Origin of the sequence: Hydrogenispora ethanolica (genome assembly GCF_004340685.1) — a bacterium.
Classification (GTDB): Bacteria; Bacillota; UBA4882; order UBA8346; family UBA8346; genus Hydrogenispora; species Hydrogenispora ethanolica.
In genome coordinates this window covers 279,168-298,476 of the sequence record NZ_SLUN01000001.1, presented here as the reverse complement: position 1 = coordinate 298,476, position 19,309 = coordinate 279,168, and the positions used below count along the sequence as shown (strand labels likewise).

General features: G+C 61.3%; 22 protein-coding genes. 18 read left to right on the top strand and 4 right to left on the bottom strand.

Annotation, left to right across the window (positions count from 1 at the left end):
* Positions 1-17 precede the first annotated feature (17 nt).
* Genes EDC14_RS01290 through EDC14_RS01265 form a run of 6 tightly spaced genes read left to right on the top strand, consistent with a single transcriptional unit; the run spans position 18 to position 6,252 of the window.
* A complete protein-coding gene (locus tag EDC14_RS01290) occupies positions 18-830 on the top strand; it encodes a GntR family transcriptional regulator (RefSeq protein WP_132012367.1) in 813 nt (270 codons plus the stop codon).
* Positions 820-1,707 (top strand): 4-hydroxy-tetrahydrodipicolinate synthase, encoded by an 888-nt coding sequence (gene dapA / locus EDC14_RS01285; RefSeq protein ID WP_132012366.1) that lies wholly within the window; start codon positions 820-822, stop codon positions 1,705-1,707. The genes EDC14_RS01290 and dapA overlap by 11 nt, the downstream gene beginning before the upstream one ends.
* Positions 1,708-1,766: 59 nt before the next feature.
* Positions 1,767-2,714, top strand: coding sequence for an ABC transporter ATP-binding protein (locus EDC14_RS01280; RefSeq protein ID WP_132012365.1), 948 nt, complete (start codon positions 1,767-1,769; stop codon positions 2,712-2,714).
* On the top strand, positions 2,711-3,544 hold the full coding sequence (locus tag EDC14_RS01275; protein WP_132012364.1) for an ABC transporter permease subunit: 834 nt from the start codon (positions 2,711-2,713) through the stop codon (positions 3,542-3,544). The genes EDC14_RS01280 and EDC14_RS01275 overlap by 4 nt, the downstream gene beginning before the upstream one ends.
* Positions 3,541-4,926 (top strand): hypothetical protein, encoded by a 1,386-nt coding sequence (locus tag EDC14_RS01270; RefSeq protein WP_132012363.1) that lies wholly within the window; start codon positions 3,541-3,543, stop codon positions 4,924-4,926. Before EDC14_RS01275 ends, EDC14_RS01270 begins: the two co-directional genes overlap by 4 nt.
* A 45-nt stretch (positions 4,927-4,971) precedes the next feature.
* Entirely contained in the window at positions 4,972-6,252 is a 1,281-nt protein-coding gene (locus tag EDC14_RS01265) for an iron-containing alcohol dehydrogenase (protein ID WP_132012362.1), read from the top strand.
* Positions 6,253-6,369: 117 nt separating this feature from the next.
* On the opposite strand, the gene EDC14_RS01260 is transcribed toward EDC14_RS01265, so the two are convergent.
* On the bottom strand, positions 6,370-6,792 hold the full coding sequence (locus tag EDC14_RS01260) for a hypothetical protein (RefSeq protein ID WP_132012361.1): 423 nt from the start codon (positions 6,790-6,792) through the stop codon (positions 6,370-6,372).
* A gap of 11 nt (positions 6,793-6,803) precedes the next feature.
* The gene (locus tag EDC14_RS01255) at positions 6,804-7,604 is read right to left on the bottom strand and encodes an undecaprenyl-diphosphate phosphatase (RefSeq protein WP_132012360.1); all 801 of its coding nucleotides are present in this window, start codon (positions 7,602-7,604) and stop codon (positions 6,804-6,806) included.
* Positions 7,605-7,958: 354 nt separating this feature from the next.
* Between EDC14_RS01255 and EDC14_RS01250 the strand changes: the two genes are divergently transcribed.
* From EDC14_RS01250 to EDC14_RS01210, 10 genes are all read left to right on the top strand, one after another.
* On the top strand, positions 7,959-8,381 hold the full coding sequence (locus EDC14_RS01250; protein ID WP_165907703.1) for a metal-dependent transcriptional regulator: 423 nt from the start codon (positions 7,959-7,961) through the stop codon (positions 8,379-8,381).
* Positions 8,382-8,533: 152 nt separating this feature from the next.
* The gene (locus EDC14_RS01245; protein ID WP_132012358.1) at positions 8,534-8,863 is read left to right on the top strand and encodes a FeoA family protein; all 330 of its coding nucleotides are present in this window, start codon (positions 8,534-8,536) and stop codon (positions 8,861-8,863) included.
* Between the two features lie 2 nt (positions 8,864-8,865).
* The gene (locus tag EDC14_RS01240; RefSeq protein ID WP_132012357.1) at positions 8,866-9,102 is read left to right on the top strand and encodes a FeoA family protein; all 237 of its coding nucleotides are present in this window, start codon (positions 8,866-8,868) and stop codon (positions 9,100-9,102) included.
* Positions 9,102-11,441 (top strand): Fe(2+) transporter permease subunit FeoB, encoded by a 2,340-nt coding sequence (gene feoB / locus EDC14_RS01235; RefSeq protein ID WP_132012356.1) that lies wholly within the window; start codon positions 9,102-9,104, stop codon positions 11,439-11,441. Before EDC14_RS01240 ends, feoB begins: the two co-directional genes overlap by 1 nt.
* 184 nt (positions 11,442-11,625) lie before the next feature.
* Positions 11,626-12,267: a DUF3793 family protein gene (locus tag EDC14_RS01230; RefSeq protein WP_165907701.1), complete on the top strand. Its 642-nt coding sequence runs from the start codon at positions 11,626-11,628 to the stop codon at positions 12,265-12,267.
* Positions 12,268-12,301: 34 nt separating this feature from the next.
* Complete coding sequence (locus EDC14_RS01225) at positions 12,302-12,607, top strand: DUF2325 domain-containing protein (RefSeq protein WP_132012354.1); 306 nt, start codon at positions 12,302-12,304, stop codon at positions 12,605-12,607.
* Entirely contained in the window at positions 12,604-13,296 is a 693-nt protein-coding gene (locus EDC14_RS01220) for an HD-GYP domain-containing protein (protein ID WP_132012353.1), read from the top strand. Before EDC14_RS01225 ends, EDC14_RS01220 begins: the two co-directional genes overlap by 4 nt.
* A 69-nt stretch (positions 13,297-13,365) precedes the next feature.
* Entirely contained in the window at positions 13,366-13,518 is a 153-nt protein-coding gene (locus EDC14_RS26535; protein WP_165907700.1) for a hypothetical protein, read from the top strand.
* Between the two features lie 129 nt (positions 13,519-13,647).
* Entirely contained in the window at positions 13,648-14,085 is a 438-nt protein-coding gene (locus EDC14_RS01215; RefSeq protein WP_132012352.1) for a flavodoxin, read from the top strand.
* Positions 14,086-14,187: 102 nt separating this feature from the next.
* Positions 14,188-15,243 carry a helix-turn-helix transcriptional regulator gene (locus EDC14_RS01210; RefSeq protein WP_132012351.1) on the top strand — a complete coding sequence of 352 codons (1,056 nt, stop codon included), beginning with the start codon at positions 14,188-14,190 and terminating at the stop codon, positions 15,241-15,243.
* Positions 15,244-15,264: 21 nt separating this feature from the next.
* Here the strand turns inward: EDC14_RS01210 and EDC14_RS26530 are convergent, their stop codons facing one another.
* Positions 15,265-15,768, bottom strand: coding sequence for a hypothetical protein (locus EDC14_RS26530; protein ID WP_165907699.1), 504 nt, complete (start codon positions 15,766-15,768; stop codon positions 15,265-15,267).
* Between the two features lie 82 nt (positions 15,769-15,850).
* A complete protein-coding gene (locus tag EDC14_RS27695; RefSeq protein ID WP_165907698.1) occupies positions 15,851-16,198 on the bottom strand; it encodes a hypothetical protein in 348 nt (115 codons plus the stop codon).
* Between the two features lie 384 nt (positions 16,199-16,582).
* Here EDC14_RS27695 and EDC14_RS01200 point away from each other — a divergent pair, with 384 nt between their 5' ends.
* Both EDC14_RS01200 and EDC14_RS01195 read left to right on the top strand, forming a co-directional pair.
* Entirely contained in the window at positions 16,583-17,380 is a 798-nt protein-coding gene (locus tag EDC14_RS01200) for a class I SAM-dependent methyltransferase (protein WP_132012350.1), read from the top strand.
* A 111-nt stretch (positions 17,381-17,491) separates the two neighbouring features.
* Positions 17,492-19,288, top strand: a complete 1,797-nt coding sequence (locus EDC14_RS01195; protein ID WP_132012349.1) for an ABC transporter ATP-binding protein — start codon at positions 17,492-17,494, stop codon at positions 19,286-19,288.
* Positions 19,289-19,309 lie beyond the last annotated feature (21 nt).

Genomic DNA, 19,309 nt, shown 5'->3' with positions numbered 1-19,309 from the left:
GAAAAGAGGAGATTAGCATGAAAGAAGATGACTCAATTTCGAATTTAGCTTTTTTGAAAACGAAAATTCCGGGCCAAGTCCGAGACGCGATCCTCAATACGCTCCGGCGGGCGATTATCACGGGCCAACTCAAGCCGGGCCAACGCATTACCGAACGGCAACTGAGCCAGATCTTCAACATCAGCACGACTCCCATCAAAGAAGCGTTGCGGATCTTGGAGGCCGAAGGGTTGATCCAGATCTTCGCCCGCCGCGGGACCGTCGTTTCGAACTTTGCTTCGATGAAGATCAATGAGATATTTCAGATCCGGGCCGCTTTGGAAGGCGTGGCCGCGGCCTTCGCCACTCAAAACGCCACGGACGAGGAGCTGGAAAAGATACGGCTGCATTGGGAGGGGTTGAAGATCCTGCTGGACGCATCCTCGCCGGATCTGATCCGGGCGAACACCCAATTTCATGTCATGATCCGGGCGGCCTCCCACAATGGCTATCTCTTAAGCCTCTTAAACCGGGTGGTCGCCTATGACCTGATCTTCCGGCAGCTGAACTTGCGCTCCGATGAAGAACGGTATCTCGGCTGGGAAGAGCATGGCCGGGTACTCCAGGCATTATTGAACCGGGACGCCGCTCAAGCGGATAAGCTGCTGCGGGAGCATATCGTCCGTTCCGGCAACCGGATCATCAATCATCTCAATGAGGCGCTCAAGCAGAATAACCAGGAGGTCACCAACGAGATCGGCAAGCTCCTGCTGAACCAGGAGAGCCAGCTCCGCGAGTTGGAAACCTTCTTCGCCACTAACTATTTGGAGGACTACGATAATGAATTATAAACCCGCTGGAATTATTCCACCCGTGATCACCCCCTTCACCAAAGAGGGCGCCATCAACCGGCCGGTCTTCCGGCAGTTGCTCAACCGGCTGATCGACGCCGGGGTGCACGGCATCTTCGTTGCCGGCAGCCAAGGGGAGTTTTATGCTTTGGAGCGGGAGGAACGGATCCAGGCGTTTGAGATCGCGGTGGAGGAAGTGAACGGCCGGGTGCCGGTCTATGCGGGAACCGCCGCCATCACCACCGCCGAGACGGTCCGGCTGACCCAGGCCGCCGAAGCGGCGGGGATCGATGCGGTCTCGATCATCACGCCCTTTTTTATCACGCCGAACAGCCAGGAAATATACCAGCATTACAAGACCGTCGCCGAATCCACCCGGCTGCCGGTATTGCTCTATAATAACCCGGACCGGACCAATGTCGGCCTGTCGGTGGCGCTGATCCAGCAATTGGCGCAGATCGACAATATCGTGGGGATCAAGGACAGCAGCGGCGATATGACCATGGTCGGAGAGATCATCCGGAATACCGGCTTCGACTTCCATTTGCTCTGCGGCAGAGACACCATGATCTATGCGGCGCTGAGCTATGGCGGCAGCGGCGCGGTTCCGGCCTCGGCCAACGTCGCCCCGGAATTGGCGGTCTCCATTTACGAGCTCTTCCAAAAAGGCGATCGCCAGGGCGCGCTGAAAGCCCAGTACCGGTTGGCGCCGCTCAGGATCGCTTTCGGCTTGGGCAGTTTCCCGGTGGTGATCAAGGAGGCCATGGAGATCATGGGCTTCGATGTCGGAACCACCCGCGCGCCCATCGGCCCGCTGACCCCGGAGAAACGCCAAACCTTGCTGGGCATCCTGAACGAGCTGGATCTCATCGCCTGAGCGCGCCGCCGGCCGCAACCAATCTACATAAGAAAGCCAACCTGAACGGGAGTGGAGTCATGCTCGTCACCGAGAGTTTGTGCAAGAGCTACCATGGGAAGACGGTCGTGAAGAACCTGAAGCTTCATATCGCCCCGGGAGAGATCTATGGCTTCCTGGGTCCCAACGGCGCCGGAAAGAGCACCACTATCGGCATGATCCTGGGGATCATTCCGGCCACTGCCGGCACCGTCCGGCTCTTCGGCCGGACGCTTGGCGAGGACCCCATCGGGATCAAACGCCGGATCGGGGTAGTCGGCGAGGTCCAGCATTGTTACGCCGAAATGACCGGCTATGAGTATCTGAGTTTTTTTGCGGGCCTGTTCGGCGTCGCGGAGCGGCGCCGCCGCATCTGGGAACTGCTGGACCGGCTCGGCCTGGCGGGCGACGGGCGGTTGCCGGTGGGCGCCTATTCCCAGGGAATGCAACAGAAATTGGGAATCGCGCGGGCGCTGGTCCACGATCCGGAGTTCTTGATCCTCGACGAGCCGGTCTCCTCTCTGGACCCCCAAGGGATCAAAGGGGTGCGCGATCTGATCCTGGAAGAGAACCGGAGGGGCAAGACCTTTCTGGTCTCCTCCCATCTGCTGTCGGAGGTCGAAAAGACCTGCCACCGGATTGGCATTATGAACCGCGGCCGGTTGCTGGCCGAGGATACGGTGGACGACATCCGCGCCAAGCTCTGCAGCGGCGCGGAGATCCAAGTCGAGCTGGCGGAGGAGCTGACTGGTATCGCGGCGGCCTTGAAAACGTTGCCCTTTGTGGACTCCGTGACCGCCAACGGCAACTTATTGATGGTCGGGACCCGGAGCGGACCCGACTTCCGCGCCGACATCGCCAGGTTCATCCTGGACCGCGGCGGCCTGGTCACCCGGATCGCGCGGCGCCAGATGAGCCTGGAGGAAGCCTTTGTAACCATCACCGAGAATAACATCTCACTATTGCACGACGGGCGGGAGGAGCGATGAACATGCGAAATTGCCGCTCCCGGCTAGCCATTGCCGGGCGTATCGCCGGACGGGGCATCCGCGCCGCGCTGCTGGGGTTCGGCCTCTATGGAGTGACCTGCGCCGGAGCCTTGCTGGCGGTGCTGGCCACCGGGGTCCATCTGGGGGCGCTGGCCGAAAACGGTTTATTGGTGATCGCCAACCCCCTTAACTTTCCGTTTTATATGGTGACGGTGTTGAGCGCCATGTATCTGGCGGTGATTGCGGCGATCTCGATCAGCCGTGAACGGGAGCGGGGCACCCTGGAGGTGCTCTTTTACGGACCGGTCGATCCGGTTTCGCTGATGATCGCCAAATTTCTGGAACCGGTCGGCATTTACGGGTTGATCCTGGCCATGGATGCGGTGATCCTGGCGGGATTCGGCAGCGCCACCGGGTTTGGATTTCCGGGCGAAGCCGGGCTGGCCATGTTGTTGGCCCTGGCGCCGCTTTCCTGCATGATCGCCTTGGGCCTTCTGCTGTCGGCGCTGACCGCCAGGATCCGCGGCTCCGTCCTGGCGCTGGTGGCGATCCTGTTTGGGTTGCTGATCATTCAATGGGGGGACACCGTCGTCAACGGTCTGGAGAACCTGCCCCCGGCGCTGGTCCCGGCCAAAGCATTGCTCAGCCTCGCCGCTGGGCTGCTATCCTGGGTTTCCCCTTTCGCCTATCTCAGCCGGGGCTGGGCCGCGATCGAAACCGCGGATCCCGGCGCGGCGCTGCTGGTCCTGGCGGGGTCCCTGGCCTATACGCTAATCCTGCTGGCTTTGGCCGTCCTGAGCTTGAGAGTGAAAGGAGTGAGGACCCGATGAACCGCAGAATCCCGCTGTTGCTGATGCTGGCGGCGTTCCTGGGAGTGGCCGGGTTGGGGCCCACGGTCCTGGCGGAGTCCAAAACGCTCGCCGGGCCTTCCCAAAAGCCGGTCCGGGTCCAGCTGAAACGGGAGTTCGTCTACGGGTTCTTCCTGTTCGACGGCGCCCGGTACGGAACCGCTTTCTGTCCGCAAGCCATCGCTACCGTCTATCTGCAGGCCGATGTCGCCAATGTGGCCACCGTCCACCGGACCGCGGTCTACTTTTGGCCGATCACCCGGGAGTATATGGCCGACTGGGAGAGCTATCAGGCCACGCCGCGCGGCCGGCTCGAAGTGTTGCGCGGCGGCCGGGTCATCCGCAGCCTGGCCCCGACCCGTTTTTCCCTCCGCTATGCGGGGGGAGCCCAGGAAGCGCCGACCGGCTTGCGGAGCGGCGACCGGGCGGTTCGCGCCGTCCGGGCTTACCGGGCGCGCCAGGAGGATTACAACCGGGCGGTGGCCGATTACTATCAACAATACGGCGCCTATCAAAGCCTGGCTAAACGATATCTCCAAAACCCGGCGGCCTTTCCGGCCCCGCCGCAGGAGCCCAGGGAGCCGGAGTCGCCCCGCGAATACTGTTCCGACCTGGATGAAGGCTTTATCCTGAAACTGCCGCCCGGTACGTACCGGATCCGCCTGAGGGATCTAACCGGGAAGATCGTGGCTGGCAGCGAGCGGCGGGTGGTGGCCTTTGCCCCCTCCAAACACGGCGTCGGCTACGAAGTGGTGCCCGAGGAGAAGTGGACCTACCCGCTGCGCAGCGATGATTCCAGCGCCAACCTCTTCATCGGGCGGGGGCGGGTCATCTTCCTGAAGCCCTACGCGGCGGCACGCTATAACCAGTATGCCTACACCAAGCTGACCCGGCTGGCGGCGCCGGAGAGCGGGCGGGGCCAGGAGAACAAGCAGACCTGGGCGGCGCTGGCGCCGCTGGCCGGGAAGGGATTGACCCTGCAGATCCGGAACGGCTCCAAGGTGATTGCGGAGATCGCCGAACGCCCGTATTATGTGCGGCAGAGCTCCGGCCAGGCCCTGGGCTATGATATCGTGGAATACGATCCCGGGGATCCGGCGGCCGGCGGTCCCACGTTTGCGGGGTACAAGATCGCCCTCCGCCAGGGAGCCGGGGATTTCAGCCTGCGCCTGGTCGACGCCGCCGGCCGGGAAGTGCCGGGGAGCCTTCGCCGGCTGCGGGTAGTCTCGCCGTCCCGGAACGCCCCGTTGTACGCGATGGCCCTCTTTCCCTTGCTGGTGGGAGCGGCGATCCTCGGGTTCCGCCGCCGCCGGTCCGGCCGCGGCGACCGGGCGACGGAGAAGGGCGCGGCACCGCCCGGCTGAGAATGTCCTGCGAAAGCATGATCAATATTTTGGAGGCGAATCAAGTTGGAACTTCGAGCAAGAGCAGCCCAATTATTAAAGGAATTCAAAGGAGACGATTACCGGTTCGGGCTTCATATCCTGGAGCAAGTCGGCGAGCTGGCCGCGGGCTTCGGCAAGACGGCCCTGGTCATCGCCAATCAGCGCTTTTTAAAACCGGTGGCCGACCGGGTGGTGGCGTCCCTGGAGCAACACCATGTCACGCTGGCCGGGGGCAAGATCGTGCCCGACGCCGGTCCGAACTGCCCCCGGGAAGATGTTTACCGCATTGAGAGCTACATCCTGCATTACCGGCCGGATTGCCTTATCGTGCTGGGCGGCGGCAGCTCCATCGATGCCGCCAAAGCCGCCAATGTCCTGGCGAGCTTGGGAGAGTTTAGTCCGGAGATTGACAGCTATTTCGGGACCGGATTGGTCAGCGAGGCGCTGCGGCGGACCGGCAAACGGCTTTACCCGCTGATTGCGGTGGAGACCGCCGCCAGTTCCGGCGCGCACCTGACCAAATATTCCAATGTCACCGACCCCGTGGCCGGGCAGAAGAAGCTGATCGTCGATCCGGCGATCATTCCGGCCAAAGCGGTCTTCGACTATGCGGTCACCGAGACCATGCCGGTGGGTCTGACCATCGACGGCGCTTTGGACGGGATCGCCCACTGCCTGGAGGTCTTTTTCGGCGCGGCGCCGGAAAAGTTCGACGCTATTCAGGAAGTGGCCTGCCTCGGCATTGAATTGGTCGTCCGTTACGCCAAGCGGGTGATGGAGAATCCGCATGATCTGGAGGCCAGAGAGGCGCTGGGGCTCGCCACCGATCTCGGCGGTTACGCCATCATGATCGGCGGGACCAACGGCGCGCACCTGACCAGCTTCTCGCTGGTGGACATCGCCAGCCACGGCCGGGCCTGCGGCATCATGAACCCTTATTACGCGGTGTTTTTCGCCCCGGTGGTGGAACGGCAGCTGCGCCTGGTGGGCGGGATCTTCCAGCGGGCCGGCTTTATTGCCGCCGCGCTCGATTCGCTGCACGGACGGGAACTGGGCATCGCCGTCGCCGAAGGCATGGTGGCCTTCAGCCGGAGCATCCAGTCGCCGACCCGCCTGAGCGAATTGCCGGGCTTCAGCGACGAACATATCCGGCGGGCGCTGGCCGCGGCCAAGGATCCGCAGCTGGAGATGAAGCTGAAGAACATGCCGGTCGCCCTGGACGCCACCCTGGTGGACGAGTACATGGAGCCGATCCTGACGGCCGCCAAGAGCGGCGATTTCTCGCTCATCAAGAATCTGGCCTGAGCCGGACCGGTTGGGAAAGCGCTATGAGACACTGAAGCCGCCTTTTGGGGCGGCTTCGGTAATTGTTTGATGAAACGATGGTACCCGGAACTTCTCTTCACAAGTTAGGGGCGGCATTCAGTCCACCTGGTAATCCAGCAGCAGGGTGGGGGCGACGTAAAGGGGGTTTCCGGGGAACTCCAAACGGTCCACGTAAAACTTGACATACCATTTTTGGCGGGCTTGCTGGCCTTGAAAGGAGCGTTGCGGCGCGTTGTTGCCGACAAAAGCGCCGGCGCCGGATTCATTGTAGAGGTACAGGTGCATTCCCGAATAATGCTGTCCCATGGTGGACCAGCGGACCGTGACCCGGGTCACGGTGGCGCCGGCGGGAATCGTCCGGCCCGGATCCCAGACGCCGACCCAGGACCATTCCTGCGGGTGGTAGGCGTCCAGCGTCGCCGGATCCGGCCGGTCCAGATTGGCGCTGTCGGCCCAGACCGTCGTGGCGGCCAGCGCCACCAAGAGCCAGAGGATGAATGACTTGACAATGCTTCTCATGATTCGCTCCGTTAGCGTAAGAAGTGGACCAGCAAAAAGACGCCGAAAAAGATCCGGTAATAACCGAAGAGTTTGAAATCCCGTTTGGCGACGTACTGCAAGAACCCGGCGATCACCAGCCAGGCCACGCCGAAGGAGATGATGAAGCCGGTGAGCAATGCCTGGATCTGCGGGCCGCTCAGAACGAGATCGGTCTTGAGTAGTGAATAAGCCGAGGCCGCCAGCAGGGTGGGCACGGCCAAAAAGAACGAGAATTCGGCGGCGACGGTCCGCGAGGCGCCGAGCAGGATCGCGCCGATGATAGTCGCGGCCGACCGGGAAGTGCCCGGGATCATCGCCAGGCATTGGATGAAGCCGATGGCCAGCGCCGTCGAGTAATTCATCCGGCCGATGGAGCTGATCCGGCTGTGTCTGGCGCGCCCTTCGACCAGAATCAGCACCAGGCCGCCCAGGAGCAATGTCAGAGCGACCACGGTCGGATTGAAAAGATGGGCCTCGATCCGCTTGCCGAACGCCGCGCCGACCAGTAAAGCCGGGGCCACGCCCACCAGGGTCTTTTTCCAGATATCCCAGGTCGCGCTGCGCTCCAGGGCAGTCTGGCGGCGGTTGAATGGATTGAGCCGCTTCCAGAAATAAACGACTACCGCCAGAATGGCGCCCAGCTGAATGACGATATCGAACAGTTTGGCGAAGGGGCCGGTAAAATTGATAAACTCATTGACGACGATCAGGTGCCCGGTGGAGGAGACCGGCAAAAATTCGGTCAGACCCTCGACAATTCCTAAAATAACGGCTTTGATGATCTCGCTCACGTTGGGTAACCGCCTTTATCGAGATTGAACGGTACGATCCGCTCCGGCATGGTGAATCACATATGACTATAGTACCATCTGCAGACAGTTCTGGTAAAGGAGGAATTGATACAGCATTTTGCCAAAGCGTTGATGGGGTTGGAGTGAAAAGGGCGAACGCATCACCGCGCTTTTCGCAGAACAAAGCCCGTTTACGCTTTATCAAAATGCTATAGCGCCGGAGCGCAGGACGGCGAACCCGGAGATAAGTAACAGATTTGAAAAAATTTCAATCTCCGGCTTGACAAGCGGTCTGGGATCCGGTAGATTATAGATGAAGTTAGTTTGTACTAACAAAACGGAGGGATGGTCTATTTGGATTCAACTCCGATCTCTCCATCCTTGGAAGATTACTTGGAAGAGATTCTGGATCTGAAGGCGGAGAATGGAACGATCCGGGTGACCGATCTGGCCGAAAAACTGCAGGTGGCCAAGTCCAGCGTCAACCAGGCCGTGGCGAAGCTGGTCGATCTGAAGCTTTTGGTACACGAACGGTACGGTCCGCTGGAACTGACCGAGCTGGGCGAGGCCAAAGCCAGGAAAGTCCGGGAGCGGCACGAGATATTAAAGAGGTTTTTCAGCGATATCCTGCGGGTCGATCCCAAGACCGCCGAAAAGGACGCCTGCAGCATCGAACATTATATTAGCCCGGTTACCATGGAAAAACTGGTGGATTATCTCACCGGCCTGATACAGTCGGGACCCGGTAAAGGCGGGGGTACCGGCGAGAAGGAATGATTCTAAATTTTTTGGTGTGATGTTAGTTTTAGCTAACAAATTTTTCGGAAAAACACCACAATGAAAAGTTTTGAAGAAGCGGAGTTTTTTTCGGGAAATTTTATTTTTAGGAACTTGTTAGGGATGACTAACTCAAGGAAAGGTGATATACCATGGCGATGTTCTTTGGAGCCTTAAAAAACCGGAGTTTGCTTCGGAAGGATAGCGGCGGAACCGAAAACAGCACCGGACCGTGCACCCTGTGCGATTTGCGTTCGGGAGACTGCGGCACGGTGCAGCGCTTGGAGGGCGGCGAAGACTTCCGATGTAAAATGATGGCTTTGGGGATCGTTCCGGGAAAGACGGTTACCGTGACCCGGGGCGAAAAACACCAGCCGTATGTGCTTCGCGTCGACGACAGCCGGGTGATGGTGGACTGGGGAACATTGGGCCGGATTCACGTCAATTCCGGCGCGGCCACGGCACGGGGAAGGGGGATTTAATGATGACCGATCGATTGAAAGATCTGAGTCCGGGGGATGTTGCCGAGGTCGTGGGCTATGAAGGGGCGGACCCGGCGTACCGCAGCAAGCTGCTGGCGATGGGATTGACCAAAGGGATCGAGGTTAAGCTGCTTAAAATCGCGCCGCTGGGCGATCCGGTGGAAGTCATGGTCCGCGGGTATAACTTATCGTTGCGCAAAGCGGAAGCCGATATTCTGAAGATACGGAGGAAAAGCTAATGGCGAAGGTACAGACCATTGCCGTGGTGGGCAATCCCAACTGCGGCAAGACCACGCTGTTTAACGCTTTGACAGGCAGCAACCAGCGGATCGGCAACTGGCCGGGTGTCACGGTCGAGAAGAAGGAAGGCCGAATGGTTTTGGACGGCGGCGGTGAGGCGATTACCCTGGTCGACTTGCCCGGCATTTACTCCCTGGCGGTGCAATCCGAGGATGAGCGGGTGGCCCGGGACTATATCCTCAGCGGCGAGCCGGGGCTGGTGGTGAACATCCTCGATGCCACCAACCTGGAACGGAACCTCTATCTGACCACCCAATTGGTGGAGATGGGCGTGCCGGTCCTGATTCTGGCGAATATGATGGATTTGGCCGCCGCCAAAGGGATCGCCATCGACCTGGCCGGCCTCGAAAAACGGCTGGGCTGCCCGGTGGTGGGCATCAGCGCGACCCAGAAAAAGGACCTCGGCCGGGTCAAAGAGGCGATGGCCAAGGCTTGGCGGGAACGGACCGTCTCGCGGAAGCTGGCCCAATATCCGGCGGCGGTCGAACAGATCCTGGAAGCCTGGACGCCGAAGCTGAAAGAGGTCGCCAAAACTCTCGGCGCCACCGACCGTTGGGTCGGACTGAAACTATTGGAGCAGGACGCCTGGGTCATCGCCAAAGTGGTCGCCGCGGGCGCGCTGCCGGAGCAGGAGATCCGGGCCGAACTCGCCAAGATCGAAGCGGAGTCCGGCGAGACCAGCGACGTGGTTTTGGCCGATGCGCGTTACCAGTTTATTTACCAATTGACCGAGGGCGTGCTCCGGCGGAGCGCGGCCAAGGAATCGGCCAGCGACCGGATTGACAAGGTCGCCATGCACCGCTGGCTGGGGATCCCGCTCTTTTTGGGAATGATGTACGTGGTCTTTTGGGCCACCATCAATGTGGGCGGGGCCTTCATCGATTTCTTCGACATCCTGTTCGGAACGATCTTTGTCGACGGATTGGGGCACCTCTTGGCGACGCTCAGCGTTCCGGAATGGCTCATCTCGATTGTGGCGGGCGGCATCGGGGCCGGCGTTCAGACCCTGGCTACCTTCATTCCCGTCATTTTCATGCTGTTTTTCATGCTTTCCATCCTGGAGGACTCGGGTTACATGGCGCGGGCGGCTTTCGTGATGGACCGTTTCATGCGCTGGATCGGTCTGCCGGGCAAATCGTTCGTCCCGATGCTGGTGGGCTTCGGCTGCGGCGTGCCGGCGATCATGTCCGCCCGGACCCTGGAGAATAAACGGGACCGCTATCTGACCGTGTTTATGATTCCTTTGATGTCCTGCGGCGCCCGTTTGCCGGTATACGCCTTGTTTGGGGCGGCCTTTTTCGGCGCCGGTTCCGGCAATATGGTTTTCTCGCTGTACCTGGTGGGGATGGTTCTGGCCGTGTTGACGGGCTTGCTGCTAAAGAATACGCTCTTCCGGGGCGAGCCGGCCCACTTCGTCATGGAGATGCCGGCCTATCACATGCCGCGGTTCGGCAACATCATGTCCTACACCTGGAGCCGTTTGAAAGTTTTCTTATTCCGGACCAAGATCATCATCGTGGTCGTCGCCATTCTGGCGCTGCTCAATTCGTTCGGAACCGACGGCACCTTCGGCAATGAAGACTCCTCCAAATCGGTGCTGTCGCAGATCGGACGGACGATCACCCCGATCTTCGAGCCGATGGGGATGGAGAAAGACAACTGGCCGGCGGCGGTGGGCATCTTCACCGGAATTCTGGCCAAGGAAGCGGTCGTCGGTACCTTGAATTCGCTCTACAGCCAGATCGATTATGTGGCCGCGGACGAGAAAGACGCGGCGGCCGGGGAAGAAGAAGGTTTTGATTTCTGGGCCGGCATCAAGGAAGCCGGAGCCTCGATTCCGGATGCGTTGAGCGGAGTCTGGGACAGCCTCCGGGATCCGCTGGGCTTGGGGATCGTCAGTTCCGACCAGGAGGCGGTGGCCGAGGAAGTCGGCGCCGATCAGCGGGTTTACGCCTCGATGAAGCGGTATTTCCCGCAGGGACCGCTGCAAGCCTACGCCTACTTGCTGCTGGTGTTGATTTACATGCCGTGCGTGGCCGCATTGGGCGCCATCCTCCGGGAGATCGGCAAAGGCTACGGTATGCTGGCGCTGGGCTATCTGACGCTTTTGGCATGGATTGTGGCGACCTTGTTCTATCAATTGACCCTGGGTCACCAGGTAATCTGGATCGTCGTTCCGCTGCTGATGTTCGCGGCGATGGTGCTGTACTTCTGGTGGCTTGGCAGGGGCAATCAGGGTTCCTTGAACGACGGCGCCGGGCCGAAACTATCGGTCTGACGAAGCATCCCGGCGCAGGGCTGCAACGAACGGCGGCGCTGGCCTCGCGCCAGCGCCGCCGGGACAGCGCCCGGCGATTGAAAGTATAAAAAAGGGACTTTTTTTTCAAGATAAAGTTAGTCATAACTAACTTTGGTGCGGCGTAAGGATGAAAGAGGGATTCACCGGGACGGGGGCCAAGGACATGAGGAAGGATTTGGAGATCCGTTATCTACAGAATTGGAAGCACCTGCGGAATGAGGAGTATGTCCTGCACGCGGTCGCCTATCATGGCGCCCCGGTCCTCAAGGGTTATAAGCCGGCCGTCATCGTCACCTTCGCCAATGACCGGCGCCGTCTCTTGCGCGACGCCTGGCGGGAGCACCGGACGCTGATTCCCTGGACCGCCGATTTCCGGTATGAGGAGCTTTATCAGACCGCCGCTCAGACGGCGGTGCTCCTTTACCATCCCGGGCTGCTGCGGGAGGTGTTGGTCAACCGGCAGGTGGCGCTGTTCCTGGAAACGCTGGGATACCGCAAAGAACTGACGGTCGAGGGGGCGCTGGCTGATCTGAAGGAACACTACCGGACGGGGTGTCCCCACGAGATCGGGCTGTTCCTCGGCATTCCGCTGCCGGACGTGTTAGGTTTCATCCACCACGGCGGCAAAAGGGCCTTGGCGGACGGCTACTGGAAGGTATACCATGATCCCGGCCGCAAGCAAGCGTTATTCGCCCTATTTTACGAAGCGAAGCTGGAATTCATCCGGTTGATGCTGGCCGGCAATCCGCCCGGGGATTACCTGAGCGGCAAGGCCTCGCGGCTGGCCGACGCGGCGGCCGGATGACGGAGAAAATGATTACAGACAGGGGAGAAGCAACATGTCGATCGTTATTTTCGGTGGAGACCGTTTGGGAAAGATCCCCTCGCTGCTGAAGGCGGAAGGGTTCCATCTGGTGCATCACGTGACCGGGCGGAAGAAGAGCGACATCAAGACGGAGATCCCGCGGGAAGCCGAAGGCGTCCTGGTCCTGGTGGATTATTTGAATCACACCCTGGCGCTGGAAGTCAAGGCCGCGGCCAAGCGCCGCGGGGTCCAAACGGTGTTCGCCCGCCGTTCCTGGTCCGAGATCAGCAGGGCCATCGGCGCGTTGAAGGCCGATGCCGGGAAAGCGTCGCTGCGATGAGCTCCTGGTGGGTGACGGCCGAGATTTACCACGAGATCATCGACTGTCTGGTGGCGGCGCTGGAGGCCAAGGACCCCTACACCAAGGGCCATTCGACCCGGGTGGCGGACCTCGCCTACGAACTGGGCGGAAAAGCGGGCCTGCGGGAGGAAGCGCTGGAAGACCTGCACCTGGCGGCCCATCTCCACGACATCGGCAAGATCGGCATTCCGGACGGGATCCTGAATAAGAACGGGCCGCTGCTGCCGGAGGAGCAAACCATCATCCGCGAGCATCCGGTCATCGGCTACCAGATCCTGGGCCAATCCAGCCAGTTGCGGCATTTGGCGGAGATCATCCTCTATCATCACGAGCGCTGGGACGGACTGGGTTACCCGCTGGGACTGAAGGGCGAAGCTATCCCTTTCAGCTCGCGGATCATCGCCATCTGTGACGCGGTCGACGCCATGAGTTCGGCCCGCCCCTACCGGAAGCCGCTCAGCCCCGAGGAATGCTGGCGGGAGCTCCGGGCCAACCGCGGCCGGCAGTTCGATCCGGCGCTGGTGGAACTGCTGCCGGAGCTGCCCCTGTTTCAGCGGGCCATCGATCACGCCCTGCCGTCGCGGCCGTCGGCGGAAACCGCGGTGACGGGCAGGCTCCAGACCGTGGCGGCGTTATCGGCCAAGCGCGCCCGGGCCCATGCCGGATAGAAACGGCGGGGGCCGGGAATTCAATCCATCAAGAATACGGACGGATAGGTCCGAAAGGAGATTTGAACCATGGATAAATTGATCCTCATCGCTACAGTGGTGGTCTTAGTGGGACTGGCGGCCTGGTACATCAACCGCTCCCTCAAAAAGGGCGGGTGCGATTGCGAATGCGGCGACAGCGCCAACTGTCCGGGCTGCGGACATCATGACCCTCCCAAGTGAGCGGTCGATCCCCGGCAGTGCCGGCGTGCAACGGTCCGTCCTCTCCGCTTCGCGGGACGCGGGCCGTTGCGGATTCGACCGCCCGCGCGGCAGCGGCTTGAATGAACCATCAAACTGGAGGAATTCAAAATGAAACAGGTAGCCATTGTTTACTGGAGTGGCACCGGGAATACCCAGGCCATGGCCGAGGCGGTGGCCGAAGGAGCGCGGGCGGCGGGCGCCTCCGTCACCGTGACGGCGGTGGCCAAAGCCTCCCGGGAGCAGGTGCTCGGAGCGGACGCGGCGGCGCTGGGCTGCCCCTCGATGGGCGTCGAGGTGCTGGAGGAGTCGGAGATGGAGCCTTTCGTGCAAGCACTGGAAGGCGCCGGTCTCCAGGGGAAACCGCTGGCGCTTTTCGGCTCCTATGACTGGGGCGACGGCCAGTGGCTGCGCGACTGGCAGGAACGGATGGCGGGAACCGGAGCCCGGCTGGTCGCGGACGGCCTGGCGGTCAATAACACTCCCGACGAAACCGGCCTGGCCCAGTGCAAGGAGTTAGGCGCGAAACTGGCGGCTGCCGCCGAGTAGCCTGGCTCGTCGTCGCCGGGCCGCATTCCCCGGAACGCGGCCCGGCACGGTTTTCACCGGAAAGCGCAGCTTTTCCCCGGTGAGCGGGCGAAGGCGACGGAGGTGACGAAATTGGCGGCGGAGTGCGACAAGAATTATGAAGTGCTCAATCCCAACGACCGGGAATGCGCCATCTGCGCGGCGCTGAACCGGATCTATCATTCCGACGGCCCGGCCCTGGAGTACCGCCTCCCGGCGGAACGGGGCCGCGGTTCTTACCTGCGGCTGCGCGGCGGCGCCATCGACATCGGTATTTGCGACTTCCGGCTGGAGCGGGAGGTGGTCATGGCCGAGCATTGGAACGACGCCGCCTATCACCTCAGCTTCTGCCTGGCCGAGACGATCGATTTCGCCGTCAACGGCTGCCGGGAGGGGGGCGGGCTGCGGGCCGGCGAGAGCTGCGTCTATTCGGGAGGCCGCGGCTACGGGGTCTGCCGCTTTCTGCCCGGACGCCATTATTACAGCGTCAATATCGGCCTCTTTCCCAGCCGCTTCGGGGCGGTGCTCGACCGCTTCGAGTCCGCCCGGGCCGTCTCCTACCTGCACAACCTCTCGGCCACCTTCCGCAAGTTCCCGGTGACGCCCACCGTCGCGGGAATCCTGCGCCAACTGGTCCATTGCCCCTACGGCGGTTCATTGCAAGATCTGTATTTGGAAGGCAAGAGCCTGGAGCTGGCCGCCGCCTACCTGCACGAGATGGTGGCGGAGCGGGCGCCCGGCGCCGCGCGGCTCAAGCTGACGCGCGAGGACCGGCGCGGCCTGGAACGGGCGCGGCAGATCCTCGACCAAAGGTACGACGATCCGCCGACCCTCGCCGAGCTGGCGAAGCGGGTCTACCTCAACGAGTTCAAGCTAAAGAGCGGCTTCAAGGAAATCTACGGCCGGCCGGTCTACGCCTATGTGCGCGACAAACGGATGGAAGTGGCCCGCGAGTTGTTGGAAGAGGGAAAGCTGCGCATCAAGGAAGTGGCCGGCCGGGTGGGCTACACCAACCTCAGCCACTTCGGCGAGGCCTTTCGCCAGAAATTCGGGATCAATCCCGGCGCCTACCTGCGGAGCGACGCGGCCCGCCACCGGATGGCGCCCGAGCTCGAAGCCTTTTCGTCCCTTGAAGATTAGCGCCACGAGCGAGGCTCCTTTTCATCGCTCCGGCCGCGGCGGGAATCTGCGCTCCAGGTAGCTAAGGGTCAGGGCGAGAATGATGCCATAGGCCGAACTGGTGATGAAGTCGGAATTCGACGTCTGCCATTTGGTTTTGGTAAAAAAGGGGATATCGTAAATCACACCCAGCGAACATAAGAACAGCCAGACCGTGACCCCGAAAAACCACCCCTTAAAGAGCGCGTTGCGTTTGGTGGCGCCGGGCATGGCCCGGACGAAGAGCACACCGAGCAGGCCGCAGAAGAACAACTCGATCCCCTGGGCGAAAAGCGCGTCCCACCAGAACGAGGGCTTCCTGCCGTACAGAATCTGGGCGGCAAAATCCAGATAGCGGTAGCTGGTGAAATGCAGCACCCCGTAAGAGAAGCAATCCAGCAGATCCTTGACGACCCCTGCGGCGACTCCCGCCAAAAATCCCTGGAGCTGTCGATCGTCCATCCCGTCCATCACCTCATCCCGCCCGGCGGCGGGTCTGTCATTCAATATAGCCGCTCCGGAACCGGAGCCCCGGGTAGTGCTCATAGCATAGCCAGTTCTGCCGAAAATCACTCCGCGGCATCCTTTCTCATTGAATCTCAGCCAAGGAGCTTTTCCGGCAACCCCGACGGCATTTAATCCCTTCGGGAATCCCGTATAAGGAATGCCTTGAATGAATCTCTCGATAATCTTCTGAGGAGTAATTCCTACATTCAAAGCGCCATTGATAGTAAGGTCCGGAAACGACCCCAGCAATTACTTGGTTCACCAAAGCTCGTTGCTGATTCGCAACCGGATCGATGGCGGCCGCCGCCGCAGTTCCTTGAGCCATCCAAGCCAGTTCTTTATTCACAGAAGATCGATCTTCATTCACAAAAGGAACACCTGGAACGACGCAAGGAACTCCTTCATTCACAGCCGATCGATCTTCATTCACAAAAGCAACATCCGGAATGATGCAAGGAACTCCTTGAGCCACCCAAGGCGGATCGTTATCTACCCAAGGAACGTCTTGAATGACGCAAGGAACTCCTTTGAACCGTTCAACCGGCGCCGGAGGGAGTCGGGCAAGCGGACGGGATTCCGGGCGATGTCCCGCGGGCTGTGCAGGGAGCTGTGGGGGCCCGGAAACGGGCCGGGCTTTGCGGGACGGACATTCGGACGCCGGGCGGCGGTTCGCGGGATTGGGCCTTGCTACGGAATGGATACCATGCGGCATTGGAAAGCTCCCTTTGGGGGCATTGAAAACTCCCGCCGGGGGTAGAGAAACGGCCTAAAACCCCTTACAATAAATGACAACAAGATAAGAGGGGGAAATACCATGGAACCCAATTTGAGCGGGGTGCCCGAGACGCTGCTGATTCCGCTGTGGGCCAAGGCGGCCGAAACCCGCCGCAAGCGGCCCATCTTCCGCGATGAGCGCGCCGTGGCCATGATCGAGCGGATCGATTACGACTTCTCCCGCTTCGCCAAGGCCTGGCGCTCGCAGATCGGCATCGTGGTCCGGACCGGGATCCTGGACCGGGCCGCCCGGGAATTCATGGCGGAGCATCCGGACGGGGTGGTGATCAATCTCGGCTGCGGCCTCGATACCCGTTTCCACCGGGTGGATAACGGCCGGATCGCCTGGTACGAAGTGGACCTGCCGGAAGTGATCCGGATCCGCCGCCGCTTCTTCGAGGAGAGCGACCGTTACCGGATGATCGCCGGATCGGTTCTCGAAGAGGGGTGGCTGGCGGAGGTTGCCCCCAATGGGCGGCCGGTGCTGATCATTGCCGAAGGCCTCCTGATGTATTTCAGCGAGGCGGAGGTCCGGGAGCTCCTCGGCAGGCTGGCGGCGCATTTTCCGGGGGCCGCCATGCTTTTGGAGATGCTGACGCCGACCTGCGTCAGGCTGAGCGCCCAGCATGACACCGTGAGCCGGATGGGGCTCAGGTTTCAGTGGGGGATCCCCGACGGCCGGGCCTTGGAACGGCTGGATCCGCGCATCCGCTGGCTGGCGGAGTGGAACTATTTCGACTACCACCGGCGGCGCTGGCGGTACTGGGGGTGGCTGGCGCTGATTCCGGCCTTCAAGAACAATTTCAACGGCCGGATCGTCCGGATCCGGTTCGTTTGAACCCGCTGGGCGAACCGCCCGTTTCTTTTTGCGAAACTTGTTAGTCCGAACTAACACCCGACCGGGCGGCCGCTCCCGACGCCGCCGCCTGGAACGAATGGAGGAATCAACATGGAAAAAACCAAACCCGCCCGCAAAGCCGGCCTGGCCCGGCTGCTGGAGATCGCCGGGGCCAAGCGGGGACTGGTCACGGCTGCGTGCGTCCTCTCGGTCCTCAGCACCGTGGCCTCATTTATCCCGTTCGTGCTGATCTACCGGATCATCGCCGAATTGCTGCGGCACGCCGGCGATCTCAGCCGGATCGACGGGCCGCTGCTCCTGAATTACGGCTGGCAGGCGCTGCTGGCGATGGTCGGCAGTTTCGCCCTGATGTACGCGGCGATCATCTGCTCGCACGTGGCGGCGTTCCAGATCCTGTACCAGCTGAAGCTGGCCTTCACCCGGCACCTGGCCGCGCTGCCCCTGGGGTTTCACACCGCCAATTCCAGCGGCAAGCTGCGCAAGATGCTGGACGAGAACATCGAGAAGATCGAGGGTTTCATCGCCCATCAGCTGCCGGATCTGGCCGGGTCGATGGCCGCGCCGGCGGCCCTGGTGGCCCTGCTGCTCTATTTCGACTGGCGGCTGGGCCTCACCTGCCTGGCGCCGCTGCTGGCGGCATTCGTGGTCCAGGCGGTGGCCTTCGGCGGGAGCCGTTCCAAGCAATTCATGGATCGCTACCAGAGCCATCTGGAGGAGATGAACAATTCGGCCGTGGAGTACGTGCGCGGCATTTCAGTGGTCAAGGCTTTCAACCAGACGGTGTTTTCGTTCCGCAAATTTTACGACGCGATCATGGCCTACAAGGATTTCGCCCTGAAGTACACGTTCTCGATGCGCGAGGCCTACGTGGCGTTCATCGTCATCCTGAACTCCCTCTTTGTCCTGGTGATTCCCGCCGGGATCCTGCTGTCGCGGAGCGCCGGCGATTACACCAAGTTCGTCTCGTCCTTCCTGTTTTACCTGATCTTCTGCGGCGCGATCACGGCCACGGTGATGAAGCTGTTGTACGTCTCCTCGTCGGGCCGGATGATCGTCAGCGGCGTGGACCGGCTGGACCAGATCTTCGCCGTTCCGCCGCTGCCGCTGGCCGCCAATCCCCGGACCACCCCGGGCCACGACATCGCCTTCGAGCAGGTATCGTTCGCCTACAACTTGAACGGGGCGGAGGTGGAAGCCCTGAAGGACGTCTCCTTCCGGGCCGAGGCGGGCAAGGTGACGGCGCTGGTCGGACCCTCCGGCAGCGGCAAAAGCACCGTCGCCCATCTGATTCCCCGTTTCTGGGACGTTCAGGAGGGCGCGGTCAAGATCGGCGGCGTCGATATTCGGGCGATGGACCCGGACTACCTCCTGAGCAAGGTCAGCTTCGTCTTCCAGGACGTTTTCCTCTTTAAGCAGAGCATCCTCGAGAATATCCGGGTCGGCGACAGGAACGCCACCCGGGAGCAGATCAGCGCCGCGGCCCGGGCCGCCCAATGCCATGAGTTCATCCTGAAACTGCCGCAGGGCTACGACACGGTCATCGGCAGCCGGGGCGTTCACTTGTCCGGCGGCGAGCGGCAACGGCTGGTGATCGCCAGGGCCATTCTGAAGAACGCGCCGATCATCGTCCTGGACGAGGCCACCGCCTTCGCCGATCCCGAGAACGAATACCTGATCCAGCGCGCCTTCAAGGAACTGGTCAAGGACAAAACGGTGATCATCATCGCCCACCGGCTGTCCACCATCCGCTCGGCCGATCAGATCCTGGTCCTGGACGGAGGCCGGCTGGTCCAAAAGGGGACTCATGCCCAACTGACGGCCGAGGCCGGAAAGTATCAAACCATGTGGGAGAGCTACGCCAAGACATTGAGCTGGGCGATAAGTTAGATAAGTTAGAAAAGGAGGCGC

Bases quoted from the DNA above. Each gene is read 5' to 3' on its own strand.
- EDC14_RS01290 (WP_132012367.1), top strand. From the start codon at position 18: ATGAAAGAAGATGACTCAATTTCGAATTTAGCTTTTTTGAAAACGAAA.
- dapA (WP_132012366.1), top strand. From the start codon at position 820: ATGAATTATAAACCCGCTGGAATTATTCCACCCGTGATCACCCCCTTC.
- EDC14_RS01280 (WP_132012365.1), top strand. From the start codon at position 1,767: ATGCTCGTCACCGAGAGTTTGTGCAAGAGCTACCATGGGAAGACGGTC.
- EDC14_RS01275 (WP_132012364.1), top strand. From the start codon at position 2,711: ATGAACATGCGAAATTGCCGCTCCCGGCTAGCCATTGCCGGGCGTATC.
- EDC14_RS01270 (WP_132012363.1), top strand. From the start codon at position 3,541: ATGAACCGCAGAATCCCGCTGTTGCTGATGCTGGCGGCGTTCCTGGGA.
- EDC14_RS01260 (WP_132012361.1), bottom strand. From the start codon at position 6,792: ATGAGAAGCATTGTCAAGTCATTCATCCTCTGGCTCTTGGTGGCGCTG.
- EDC14_RS01245 (WP_132012358.1), top strand. From the start codon at position 8,534: ATGGCGATGTTCTTTGGAGCCTTAAAAAACCGGAGTTTGCTTCGGAAG.
- EDC14_RS01240 (WP_132012357.1), top strand. From the start codon at position 8,866: ATGACCGATCGATTGAAAGATCTGAGTCCGGGGGATGTTGCCGAGGTC.
- feoB (WP_132012356.1), top strand. From the start codon at position 9,102: ATGGCGAAGGTACAGACCATTGCCGTGGTGGGCAATCCCAACTGCGGC.
- EDC14_RS01230 (WP_165907701.1), top strand. From the start codon at position 11,626: ATGAGGAAGGATTTGGAGATCCGTTATCTACAGAATTGGAAGCACCTG.
- EDC14_RS01225 (WP_132012354.1), top strand. From the start codon at position 12,302: ATGTCGATCGTTATTTTCGGTGGAGACCGTTTGGGAAAGATCCCCTCG.
- EDC14_RS01220 (WP_132012353.1), top strand. From the start codon at position 12,604: ATGAGCTCCTGGTGGGTGACGGCCGAGATTTACCACGAGATCATCGAC.
- EDC14_RS26535 (WP_165907700.1), top strand. From the start codon at position 13,366: ATGGATAAATTGATCCTCATCGCTACAGTGGTGGTCTTAGTGGGACTG.
- EDC14_RS01215 (WP_132012352.1), top strand. From the start codon at position 13,648: ATGAAACAGGTAGCCATTGTTTACTGGAGTGGCACCGGGAATACCCAG.
- EDC14_RS01200 (WP_132012350.1), top strand. From the start codon at position 16,583: ATGGAACCCAATTTGAGCGGGGTGCCCGAGACGCTGCTGATTCCGCTG.
- EDC14_RS01195 (WP_132012349.1), top strand. From the start codon at position 17,492: ATGGAAAAAACCAAACCCGCCCGCAAAGCCGGCCTGGCCCGGCTGCTG.